The organism is Aquimarina macrocephali JAMB N27, assembly GCF_000520995.1.
GTDB classification, from domain to species: domain Bacteria; phylum Bacteroidota; class Bacteroidia; order Flavobacteriales; family Flavobacteriaceae; genus Aquimarina; species Aquimarina macrocephali.
The window spans coordinates 22,767-34,989 of record NZ_JACA01000033.1 but is presented as its reverse complement, the minus strand read 5'-3'; the positions used below and the strand labels follow the sequence as shown (position 1 = coordinate 34,989).

The window sequence follows — 12,223 nt, the reverse complement described above, 5'->3', positions numbered from 1 at the left end:
CCCCGCACAGGATTGATGTGTCCCTGCAGCGAGGGAGCCTCATCATGTTGCGGGGATTGGTTTCCTTCTTGCGGGGGAAAGTATCGATATGCCGATGGTCGATAAAAGGAGTGTGGGGAAGGGTATTCCTATTGTGCTGATCCGTATCTATGTACCTATGGCCGATAAAACTACTGTGCGGAAGACATTTTTGCTCCGATGCTAGATGCTAGTATACCGCAATCGCTAATACTATGTCCTAAAAACAGTATGATTATTATGTTTGAATTATCTAACATGATACACTACCTGAGTTAAAGTTAGATACGTTATGAGTTAGAACACCATTTATCGTATATCGTATCGCTATCAAAAAGGTAATCTTTATTTTGAATATTAAATTTTAGATTTTACCTTAACCGCCACAATTAATCATATTAAATAAAGAATAGTTGCCCTACTATGAGTAATCGACAATCCACCAAGTATGCTATCTACGCAGTAGCCGTTTTATCTGCAGCATTAATCAATGAGTATATCTTAAAATATGTAAAGAAACATATCGATCAACAGGGGTATCTTCTGGTATTAATAGATATGCTAGTTATCGTTTTAATTTTTGCCCCAGCTTTTGCTCTGGTTACCAATTATGCAAAAAAGATTTCTAAGGCATATCTAAAGACTTCTAAAAAGATTTCGAGCAAGAATAATGGAATCTTTTTAGGGTTTATAGTTGCTATACTTATTTTATTTATCCTCTATGCAAACCTTAGGCATAATATCAACGTAATTAGTGATTTAAAATCTTTAGTTTCATAGTAAAACCTATTTTTTACAGCATATTCTTATACACAAACACCCGTCAGATTTTTGAAATTTGACGGGTGTCTATATATAAAAACAACCCCCAGTGGTTAACAACTCCTCTGGGGGTCTAGGCTGAAGCGAAAAAATCAAACTAACTCAACTTACACTCAATTAAATATACTTCAGCTTCTCTTCAATATCATTAAGATATACCTTTTTATTAACATTTTCAATTTTTTATTTAAGAACTATAAACTAATCCTATAGAGTAGCTTGTGTTCCAATATAATTCACTTGTTTTTCGAAAGTATTGTTCCCTCAAACTTCCTCTAATTTCTTTTTTATTTTGTTAAGACATAAATTATTAATACTACCACTATGGCTATGTTTTGTATTCTTTTCGGGGGTATATTGTCCATTCTCAATGTCTAACCCTATTTTTACATAGGCATCTCTAAACGACATACCCTGCATCACTAATTCATTTAATGTATCTACGCTAAACAGATAATCATACTTATCGTCATCCAAAATATTTTTGTTCACCTTTATATTTTTGAGTGCATACATAGTCATCTCAAGAGATGCTTTTAAATCCTGAATAGCAGGTACAATTCCTTCTTTAAGCAATTGTAAATCCCTGTGATATCCACTCGGTAAATTATTGATTAGCAAATTTAGTTCGTAAGGCAGTGCCTGAATTTTATTACATTTTCCTCTTATTAATTCAAAGACGTCTGGATTCTTCTTATGTGGCATAATACTGGATCCAGTAGTAAATTCTGATGGAATACTCATAAAATCAAAATTCTGACTCATATACAAACACACATCCATTGCTAATTTAGATAAAGTCGCGGCTACACTGCTCATGGCAAAAGCGGTAGATTTTTCAGACTTCCCTCTACTCATTTGCGCAGCAACTACATTATACTTAAGAGTTTCGAACCCTAACTCTCTTGTCGTAAACTCTCTATCTATTGGAAATGAACTACCATATCCGGCAGCACTTCCCAAAGGATTTTGATCAACAACTTTTAACGCTGCATTTACAAAATACAAATCATCAACAAAACTTTCTGCATAGGCAGAAAACCAAAGTCCAAAAGAAGAAGGCATTGCTATTTGCATATGCGTATATCCAGGAAGTAATACATCCTTATACGTTTCTGCACTAGTTAGTAAATTCTGAGATAGTTCATTAACAAGAGATTTAATTTGGAGTAATTCTTCCTTCATATATAGATGCATCGCTACCAAAACCTGATCATTACGTGATCTGGCGGTATGTATTCGCTTACCCGCATCTCCTATTCGTTGAGTTAATTCATACTCAATTTTAGAATGTATATCCTCAAATCGGTCTTCTATCACAAAAGCTCCTTTTTCTATTTCCCGCCCCAATATATTCAATTCTTTTTCAATTTCAGAAATTTCTTTGTCAGAAAGTAAATTAATCTTATACAGCATCTTAGCATGTACCAATGTCGCCTGTACATCATACTTGGCAATTACCAAATCCAATTGCCTGTCATTACCCACTGTAAACCTATCTATTTTTTGATCTGTCGGTAATCCTTTATCCCAAAGTTTCATTAGTTATTTTTTTATTGAAGCGGTTTAAACCTCTTCATTATTTATATTATACCTTCTAAAATTTTTATATATAATTCTACTCCTTCTTTGATCTCATCTACATAAATAAACTCATTTGCAGAATGTGATCTGGTCGAATCTCCCGGTCCTAGTTTTAATGAAGGGCAACTCAATACTGACTGGTCAGATAATGTCGGTGATCCATACGTATTTCTTCCTAGTGCAATCCCAGATTTTACAATGGAATGATCTATAGCAATTGATGAAGATCCTAAATCCAGAGATCTGGGGGTTACCTCTGCACACCGAGGCATTTGTTTTTTTACAATTTCCAGAATCTCTTCATTATCATACTTATCATTTACTCGTATATCCACCACCAGGTCACAGCTTGCGGGCACCACATTATGTTGTTTCCCAGCATTAAGCTGCGTTACTGTAGCTTTTACTTTACCCAAAGTTTTTGATGTTTTTTCAAATTCATATGTTTTAAACCACTGAATCACTTGCAGAGCATTATAAATTGCATTATCCTCATTAGGATGAGCAGCATGACTTGCTGTTCCTTTTACCGATACATCTAATACCAATAAGCCTTTTTCTGCAACGGCTAATTGCATTAGTGTTGGTTCTCCTACAATACCAAATTCTACATTTTTAAGGTATTTTAATACGCTTTTTAATCCCAAGGGACCACTACTCTCTTCTTCTGCAGAAGCGACAATAACAAAATTGTATTTTAATCCTTCTTTACTATAGAAATAAGTAAATGCAGCTAACAAAGAAACCAGACACCCCCCTGCATCATTACTCCCTAAACCAAACAGTTTTTCATCTTCTACAAAAGCTTTAAATGGGTCATTAGTATAGTTTCCATTTGGTTTTACCGTATCATGATGAGAGTTTAATAAAATAGTATGTTTAGATTCATCAAAATACTTATTGTATGCCCATATATTATTATTTTCTCTCTCGAAAGGAATATCATTTTGGATGAACCAATTCTCGATCAATTGAGCTGTTTTTTCCTCTTCTGAAGAGAAAGATGGCGTTTCTATTAAATGATGTAAAAGCTTAATCGCTTCATTTGTTAGTTTTTCCATTATTATTTATAGACTTAAAGTCGTATGTTTAGTTGTGTTATCCTTTATAAAATCTGCATTAGCAATATGTACTTTACTTACTTTTTTTTGTAAAGCATCAAAGCAATTCTGAAGTTTTGGAAGCATTCCTTCTGTAATTATTTGTGCATCCCTCAATTCGGTATATTTTTCTAAATTAATATGTTCGATTACAGAATCTTTATCTTCTATATTTTCAAGAACACCTTTTAATTCGAAACAATAAAATAACGACACTTCATAATCAGCACTCATTTCAGAAGCAATTTCTGAAGCAATAGTATCTGCATTTGTATTAAACAATTGTCCATGACTATTATGGGTAACGGCACAAAAAACAGGTGTAATCTCTTGATCCAAAAATGTTTTTATAATGTTACTATTTACCTTAACCACATCACCAACATATCCATAATCCACAAATTGCACAGATCTTTTCTTTGCAAGAATCACATTTGCATCTGCCCCTGTTAATCCCAAAGCATTACAATCATAATGCTGTAAACCAGCAACAATGGTCTTATTTAATAACCCGGCATAAGTCATCACAACAATATCCAGATTCTCTGCAGAAGTAATTCTTCGACCATCGATCATTTCGGTCTTTACTCCTAATTGAGCTGCAAGTCGAGTAGCAGATTTCCCTCCTCCATGAACCAAAATTTTTGGACCTTCGATTTTAGAAAAACCTTCTAAGAAAGAAGTCAATGCTTCTGGATCTTCTATTATATTTCCGCCAATCTTGGCTACCAATAATCTCTTTTTCACATGTTCTCTCATCACATTAAGATTTTTCAAGTATTTTCTTTAAAACCAACTGAGCAGCATATGTTCTGTTATTTGCTTGTTCGATAACAATAGAATTATTACTATCTAATACTACATCATCTACGACTACATTTCTCCTTACGGGCAAACAGTGCATAAGCTTAGCGTCATTGGTCAATTTCATTTTTTTGTTTGTAATTTTCCAGGAAGGATCATCATTTATGACTTTACCGTACTCTTGATAAGCACTCCAGTTTTTCACATATACAAAATCAGCATCTTTTAATGCATTTTCCTGGTTGTAATCAATGGGCACCTGTTTAGTAATCTGACTGGCTAACTCAAATCCCACAGGATGGGTAATTACAAAATCTGCGTCCATACGCTGCATCATCTCTACAAAAGAATTAGCAACTGCCTGTGGTAAGGCTTTTGGATGCGGTGCCCATGATAGTACAACCTTTGGTTTGTCTGTTTTTTTATATTCGGTAATAGTTATGGCATCTGTTAGTGCTTGTAATGGATGTCTAGTAGCACTTTCCATATTGATAACCGGTATTGAAGCATGGTTTATAAAACCATTAAGTACTTTTTCGCTGTAGTCATCATCTCTATCTTCTAATTTTGCAAAAGCTCGTACTCCTAGTATATCGCAATATTGAGAAACTACCTGAGCAGCTTCTTTTACATGTTCAGAATTTCCCTGATCCATTATGGTTCCGTCTCCGTACTCGAGCGACCAGCCTTCTCCTGTAAAGTTCATAACCATGACATTCATTCCCAGGTTTAAGGCTGCTTTTTGGGTACTCAAACGTGTACGAAGGCTTGGGTTAAAAAATAACAATCCTATCGTCTTATCTTTACCCAAAGTCTTATTGGATAAAGGGTTTTTCTTTATCGCTATAGCTTCTTCTACCCAACCGGGTAATGAATCTATATCTTGTATTGAAAAGTAGTTGTTCATTTTTATCTTTTAAATCATTGGTTTTTCTACCAATACACTTTGTAATGCTTTAATAAATTGATCGATTTCTTTTTTCCCAATAGTCAAAGGAGGAAGAATTCGCAATAGTTTTTTATTCATTGCTCCTCCTGTAAAAATATGTTCTTCATAGATCAGTCTTTTTCTAAGTTCGCTAACTTCAAAATCAAATTCTAATCCTAACATTAGTCCTTTTCCTTTTACTCTTTCCACTCCGGGAAGATCATGTACTTTAGACTCAAAATATGCTCCTGTTAATCTTGCATTATCAATAAGATTTTCAGTTTCAATTACCTCAAGAACCGATAATGCTGCAACGCAAGCCAGATGATTACCTCCAAAAGTGGTTCCCAGCATCCCATAATCGGGTTTTATATGTGGGGCAATTAATATGCCTCCTATCGGAAAACCGTTACCCATACCTTTTGCTATAGAAATAATATCTGGCGTAATCTCATGGTATTGATGTGCAAAAAAATTACCACTCCTGCCATAGCCAGATTGCACTTCATCAACTATTAAAACAGCACCAAACTCATGACATAAGGTTTCTAAAGTTGTAAAAAAGGCAGTAGTTCCTTCATCCAGTCCTCCTACTCCTTGTATAGGTTCTATAATCACAGCACACACGTCACCTTTTTCTAATTCAGTTCTTACGAGCTCAATTTGGTTTAACGGCAAAAAAGTGACGTTTTGCTGAGTATTTAATGGTGAATTGATTCTAGGATTGTCTGTTGCAGCTACAGCAGCAGATGTTCGTCCATGAAAACCATTATGAAATGCTATAACTCTTGATTTTCCTGTATAAAAAGAAGCTAATTTCAGTGCATTTTCATTGGCTTCGGCACCAGAGTTACATAAAAACAGTTGATAGTCATCATACCCCGATAATGCTCCAAGTTTTTTTGCTAATTTAGTTTGTAAACTATTTTGAACAGCATTAGAATAAAAGCCTATTTTTTCTATCTGTTCTTTTATTTTTTTCACATAATGAGGGTGGGAATGACCTATTGAAATCACAGCATGCCCTCCGTACATATCCAAATACTCTGTTCCATTTTTATCCACTACGATAGCGTCATAAGCATTTATAGGCTCTACATCATATAAAGGATATACGTCAAATAATTTCATAGTATTAGTTATTGGTTGATCGTTGCCAGTGAATATCTATCTACAGGCAACTATCAACTATTTAATTGTATTTATTTTTTCATAAGAAGCCATCACTCCTTTTATTACAGATGAGCTTAAGCCTTGATGCTCCATCTCATTTAGACCTTCTATAGTACATCCCTGAGGCGTTGTAACCTTATCGATTTCGCGTTCGGGATGAGTTCCATTCTCTGCTACTAACGTGGCGGCTCCTATTGCGGTTTGCACAGCGATAATTTGAGCCTCATGAGGGTGAAACCCCATTTGAATCCCTCCTTGTATCATAGCTCTTAAAAACCTAAGAAAAAAGGCTATTCCGCTAGCTCCTAAAACTGTAGCAGCCTGCATTAGACGTTCTTCTATAACCAGCGTTTTACCAATAGTATCAAACATCTTTTGTACTGTAGCTAATTCTTCTTTTACATCTTCATTAGCAGCAATACAGGTCATAGATAGTTTTTTGGCAGCCCCTGTATTTGGCATTACCCGTATTACTTTATTATTTGGGACTACCTCATTGATTTCGGTAATTGACGTACCGGTTACAGTAGAAATCAATACTTGATCTGTTGTTACTATATTTTTTATTTCCTGTAAAACAACATCCAACTGTCTTGGTTGTACGCAAAGAATTATCCATTTTACATTTTTTATGGATGCTACAATATTTTGCGATGTAGATACACCTAGCTTTTCTTCAACTTCTTTCAGGTTATATTTTGACTTATCTACTACTGTAATGTCCGTAGCTTCAAACAAATCACTATTAACCAATCCAGAAATTATTGATTTGCCTAAGTTTCCTCCTCCTATAATTGTTATTCTATTCATTTTATATTTTGTTTTGTCGGTCTTAATCTGTTAAAGATTCCTCTTCATCGTGGATTCTTAAACACTCTGATAAGCCTGCATGACATTCATCTGTTAGTATTAAAATGCACTCGCCTTTAATTCTAATCCTGTTTTTTCCTTTAATCCTAGCATTAAATTCATATTATGAATAGCTTGTCCAGATGCTCCTTTAATCAAGTTATCGATTACTGATGTGATAAGTAACACTCCATTTTTCTTACTAATGTGTAGTATGCATTTATTCGTGTTTACTACTTGTTTCAAATGAATTTCTTCATCAGAAATCACAGTAAACTCAGCCTTCTTATAATATGATCTATACAGTTCTTTTGCTTCTTCTTCGCTACCTTCATATTTTGTGTACATAGTGGCATAAATTCCTTTACTAAAATTTCCTCTATTTGGGATGAAGAAAACCGGAGCTTCAAAATCATTTTGTTCCTGTTTAAGGCTTTGTTTAATCTCTCCCAAGTGCTGATGTGAGAATACTTTATAACTAGAAAAATTATTATCTCTCCAGCTAAAATGAGTGGTTCCTCCTGGCATCACACCTGCTCCCGTACTTCCGGTAGTAGCATTAATATGAATTGTATCCTTAAGTTTACCTGCAAAAGCCAATGGTAATAACCCTAACTGTATGGCAGTGGCAAAACATCCCGGATTTGCAATATTCTTTGCTGATCTAATCTTTTCTTTTTCTAATTCTGGCAGACCGTATACAAAATCTCTTTCCAGAAATTCCTGATCATCATTCAATCTAAAGTCATTTCCTAAATCAATTACTTTAGTCATTTTTGAAAACGTATTGGTTTCTAAAAACGATCTTGATCTACCATGACCCAAACACAAAAACAGTACATCTACATTTGGGTTTATCGTATCTGTGAACTTAAGATCTATTTCTCCTATTAAATCAGGATGCTGTTTATGAATCAATACACCAGCATTTGTTGTACTGTATACAAAATCCAGCTTTACTTCTGGGTGATGAACTAATAGCCTTAACAGTTCTCCCGCTGTATATCCTGATCCTCCTATTATTCCTACTTGTATCATGATTCACTTGGGTTTACATTATGATATATCTTATTCGCATTACCATAGATTTTTATAAACCCTTTAGCATCATCAGATGTCCAGGAATTATTCATCTCGCCATACTGCCCAAAATTCGATTTCATCATGTCAAAATCTGATTCGATTCCTTCTAAGGTAAAATGGTAGGGTTTCAATTTCACTTTTACATCTCCTGTTACTGATTTTTGAGAATCTTCCATAAATACTTCTATATTTCTCATTACAGGATCCAGGTAATTTCCTTCATGTAACAACATACCATACCAGTTAGCTAGTTGCTCTTTCCAATATTGCTGCCATTTGGTTAAAACATGTTTCTCTAAAAGATGATGAGCTTTAATGATTACCATTGGTGCTGCTGCTTCAAATCCTACTCTTCCTTTAATACCAATAATTGTATCTCCAACATGGGTATCCCTGCCAATGGCAAAAGCACTTGCCAGTTCCTCCAGTTTCTGAATAGTATTCACCGGGATATCCTTAACCCCATCTAACCCTACGAGTTCTCCTTTTTCGAAGTTTAACGTGATGATTTCTTCTTTTTCTTTTTGAAGTTGACTGGGGAATGCTGTACCTGGTAATGCACTATGAGAAGAAAGCGTTTCTTTTCCCCCTACACTGGTTCCCCAAATACCTTTATTGATTGAGTACTGTGCTTTTTCCCAGCTGTAATAGACCTCATGCTTTTCTAGATATTCTACTTCGGCCTGACGAGAAAGTTTTAAATCTCTAATCGGAGTAATAATTTCGATCTCTGGGGCTAATGTTTGAAAAATCACATCAAACCTTATCTGATCATTGCCTGCTCCTGTGCTTCCGTGTGCAATATACTTTGCTCCTACTTTTTTGGCATATTTAATAACCTCTATGGCCTGAAAAATTCGTTCGGCACTTACAGAAAGTGGGTACGTATTATTTTTTAATACATTACCATAAATCAAATACTTAATAGCTTTTTCATAAAACTCATTTAGGATAGTCTTATTCACATGAGATGAGCTGCCCAATTCATAAGCTCTTTTTTCTGTATCCTTTAATTCTTCTTCAGAAAAACCACCTGTATTCACCAAAATGGTATGCACATCCAGGTTTTTTTCATGAATAAGATATTTTACACAATATGAGGTATCCAGTCCTCCGCTATATGCTAATACTACTTTTTCCATAACAACAATTGTTTATTGCTTGCAAGCATCGTTTGTTTAATATTTTTTAATCTTTTTAGTACTTTTTTATCGTACCATTTTTCTTTTTTCTTTACTTTCTGCGAAGGGTCATATAGCATCCCGGTACACAAACACATTTTATGTTCTTTAGAAGTTAGAATATCATAATTTGTACACGTTTTACAACCTGCCCAAAACTTAGGATCATTTGTTAATTCTGAGAATGTAACGGGTTTATATCCCAAATCAGAATTGATTTTCATTACAGCTAATCCTGTTGTGATACCAAACACTTTGGCCATTGGGTATTTTTTCAAAGAATAATTGAATGTAAATTCTTTGATTTTTTTTGCCAGACCTTGATTTCTAAAACCAGGGTGTACTATTAAACCAGAATGTGCTACATGTTTTTCATTACCCCAGATTTCGATATAACAGAATCCTGCAAATTGATTGCCGGATACGGCAATAACCGCATTCCTGTTGTGCATCTTAGTTTGTATATATTCTGGGGTACGTTTAGCAATACCGGTTCCTCTTACTTTGGCAGAGTCGGATATTACTTCGCATATTTCCTTTGCATAACGAAAATGGTTTTCGTTAGCAATTATTATTTTTACTTTTTCCATAAACGAATCCCGCTTATTAAAGAAGCTTTTCTATTAAAATTAGTGTTGATTTTTCTGAATCCAGGCTGAAGTGCGAATCATATCTAGCTATTTGGCGTGATAAGAATTGCTACCAAATACTTTAACTATGTTGTTTGAACAACAAAATTTAAAAATTCAGTTTTTCTAAAATGGATTCGATGTCTCTAGGGGAAGTAGGACGCACCTACTTCAAAAGAATGTTAGACCCCCAAGGGGCGACGAAAGCGGCGTGCGGGAATACTTGGATTACCAAATTTGTTCAAATATTGAACTTTACTCTCTGTAGATATGTAATTTGCCGTTTTCATAATAGTAACTCTAAATCGTCGGCCGTAGCCCCTTTCGTTAACTAGATGGTACAATATTACATAAAAAATTAATACATAAAACAAAAAAAAGGTAAAACTAATTAACTTTTATCGTTTTAATAAAATCATGAACCTTTAACTATCAAATTGATATTCTATACCTTAGGTTTCTAATAAAAAAATATTGATAATAAAGTAAGTAGATTAAACTAAATGCTACTTCTATCGAATCATATCAAAAACTGAAACAGATCAGGTTTATCATTTAGGTAATCCCCAAAGAAATTAAGTGCCTTCATTCTAGAGACCAAAGGCTCAAGATCTTTCTTATCTTTTAGTTCAATCCCAACAACTGCAGGGCCATTTTCTCTACTTGATTTTTTTGAATATTCGAAATGAGTGATATCATCATTCGGTCCTAGTACTTCTCCTACAAATTGTTTTAATGCACCTGCTCGTTGCGGAAAACGAACTATGAAATAATGTTTTAAATCTGCATATAACAACGCCCTTTCTTTAATCTCTGCAGTACGAGTAATATCATTATTACTACCACTCACAATACACACTACATTTTTGCCTTTGATCTTATCTTTATAAGACTCAAGAGCAGCCAAGGTTAATGCACCTGCTGGTTCAACTACAATAGCATCTCTATTGTATAAATCTAAAATAGTCTGACACACCAACCCTTCAGGAACTGTATACATATCAGAGAGGTATTCTTTACAAATATCAAAGTTAAGATCTCCTACTTTCTGAACTGCTGCACCATCGATAAACTTATCAATATTAAAAATCTCTGTATTCTTATTATTTTGGATAGATGATAACATAGAAGGCGCTCCTTCTGGTTCGACACCTATAATTTTTGTTTTTGGAGATAAGGCTTTGATTGCTCCGCATAAACCCGAAGCTAATCCACCACCACCAATAGCAACAAAAATATAATCGATCGGTACATCACTCTGCTTAAAAATCTCAAGTCCAATTGTTCCTTGTCCTTCAATAGTTTTTGGATCCTCGAATGGATGTACAAAAGTTTTTCCTTCAGAAGTACAAGTTTCCTTTGCTGCTTTATAAGAATCATCAAATGTATCACCTTCAAGAACAATCTTTACATGATCACCACCAAACATTTTTGTCTGCTCTACCTTTTGTTTTGGTGTTACCGAAGGCATATAAACAGTACCTTCTATTCCTAAATGATGGCAGGCGAATGCTACTCCTTGTGCATGATTACCTGCACTGGCACAAACAACTCCTTTTGCTAGTTCTTCTTTGGTAAGTGAGCTTATTTTATTAAAAGCACCTCTAATTTTATAGGAACGAACACGTTGAAGGTCTTCTCGTTTCAATAAAATATTAGCATCATATCTGCGAGAATATCGAATGCTATTCATAAGAGGAGTAACCATAGCCACTTCTTTTATTGTTGAAGCTGCCTTCTGGATATCCTCTAATTCAGGAAAATATGTTGTGGTTATGGTGCTCATAATTTAAGTTTACGCTCTTCTTTTATATTATCCATTTTAACTTTGAAATAGCACTAATAAATAGTTTCTTTTGCACCTATTTTTCGTTAAAAAATATAACCGTAGCTATGCTATGGCTATGCTAATATTTTTTGTCTTGAATACGTGCAAAATAAATTCAATTTCTATACGCACGATTTCAAAGTTAAACTGGTATATTTTTGCCGGCTCAGACCCATCAAAGGTTACACAATACACATCTCAAAACTTTAACAGATCCGGCCTAA

The 12,223-nt window shown here is 34.5% G+C and carries 11 protein-coding genes; 1 reads left to right on the top strand and 10 read right to left on the bottom strand.

Annotated features, from left to right (window positions below; all coding sequences use genetic code 11):
• The first annotated feature begins 441 nt into the window (after window positions 1-441).
• Window positions 442-798 carry a hypothetical protein gene (locus tag Z054_RS0117490; protein WP_024771338.1) on the top strand — a complete coding sequence of 119 codons (357 nt, stop codon included), beginning with the start codon at window positions 442-444 and terminating at the stop codon, window positions 796-798.
• A gap of 306 nt (window positions 799-1,104) precedes the next feature.
• Here the strand turns inward: Z054_RS0117490 and argH are convergent, their stop codons facing one another.
• The 10 genes from argH to ilvA all read right to left on the bottom strand — a co-directional run bounded on the left by argH (window position 1,105) and on the right by ilvA (window position 11,957).
• Complete coding sequence (gene argH / locus Z054_RS0117485; RefSeq protein WP_024771337.1) at window positions 1,105-2,382, bottom strand: argininosuccinate lyase; 1,278 nt, start codon at window positions 2,380-2,382, stop codon at window positions 1,105-1,107.
• A gap of 41 nt (window positions 2,383-2,423) precedes the next feature.
• On the bottom strand, window positions 2,424-3,485 hold the full coding sequence (locus tag Z054_RS0117480; RefSeq protein ID WP_084050436.1) for a M20 family metallo-hydrolase: 1,062 nt from the start codon (window positions 3,483-3,485) through the stop codon (window positions 2,424-2,426).
• A gap of 6 nt (window positions 3,486-3,491) precedes the next feature.
• A complete protein-coding gene (gene argB, locus Z054_RS0117475; RefSeq protein ID WP_035092524.1) occupies window positions 3,492-4,283 on the bottom strand; it encodes an acetylglutamate kinase in 792 nt (263 codons plus the stop codon).
• A gap of 4 nt (window positions 4,284-4,287) precedes the next feature.
• A complete protein-coding gene (locus Z054_RS0117470) occupies window positions 4,288-5,235 on the bottom strand; it encodes an N-acetylornithine carbamoyltransferase (protein ID WP_024771334.1) in 948 nt (315 codons plus the stop codon).
• 9 nt (window positions 5,236-5,244) lie between these two features.
• The gene (locus Z054_RS0117465) at window positions 5,245-6,387 is read right to left on the bottom strand and encodes an aspartate aminotransferase family protein (protein ID WP_024771333.1); all 1,143 of its coding nucleotides are present in this window, start codon (window positions 6,385-6,387) and stop codon (window positions 5,245-5,247) included.
• 57 nt (window positions 6,388-6,444) lie between these two features.
• Complete coding sequence (gene proC, locus Z054_RS0117460) at window positions 6,445-7,239, bottom strand: pyrroline-5-carboxylate reductase (RefSeq protein WP_024771332.1); 795 nt, start codon at window positions 7,237-7,239, stop codon at window positions 6,445-6,447.
• Between the two features lie 99 nt (window positions 7,240-7,338).
• Window positions 7,339-8,316: an N-acetyl-gamma-glutamyl-phosphate reductase gene (gene argC, locus Z054_RS0117455; protein ID WP_024771331.1), complete on the bottom strand. Its 978-nt coding sequence runs from the start codon at window positions 8,314-8,316 to the stop codon at window positions 7,339-7,341.
• Entirely contained in the window at window positions 8,313-9,503 is a 1,191-nt protein-coding gene (locus tag Z054_RS0117450; RefSeq protein ID WP_024771330.1) for an argininosuccinate synthase, read from the bottom strand. The genes argC and Z054_RS0117450 overlap by 4 nt, the downstream gene beginning before the upstream one ends.
• Window positions 9,491-10,132 carry a GNAT family N-acetyltransferase gene (locus Z054_RS0117445; RefSeq protein WP_024771329.1) on the bottom strand — a complete coding sequence of 214 codons (642 nt, stop codon included), beginning with the start codon at window positions 10,130-10,132 and terminating at the stop codon, window positions 9,491-9,493. The genes Z054_RS0117450 and Z054_RS0117445 overlap by 13 nt, the downstream gene beginning before the upstream one ends.
• Window positions 10,133-10,691: 559 nt before the next feature.
• On the bottom strand, window positions 10,692-11,957 hold the full coding sequence (gene ilvA / locus Z054_RS0117440; protein ID WP_024771328.1) for a threonine ammonia-lyase: 1,266 nt from the start codon (window positions 11,955-11,957) through the stop codon (window positions 10,692-10,694).
• Window positions 11,958-12,223: the final 266 nt, after the last annotated feature.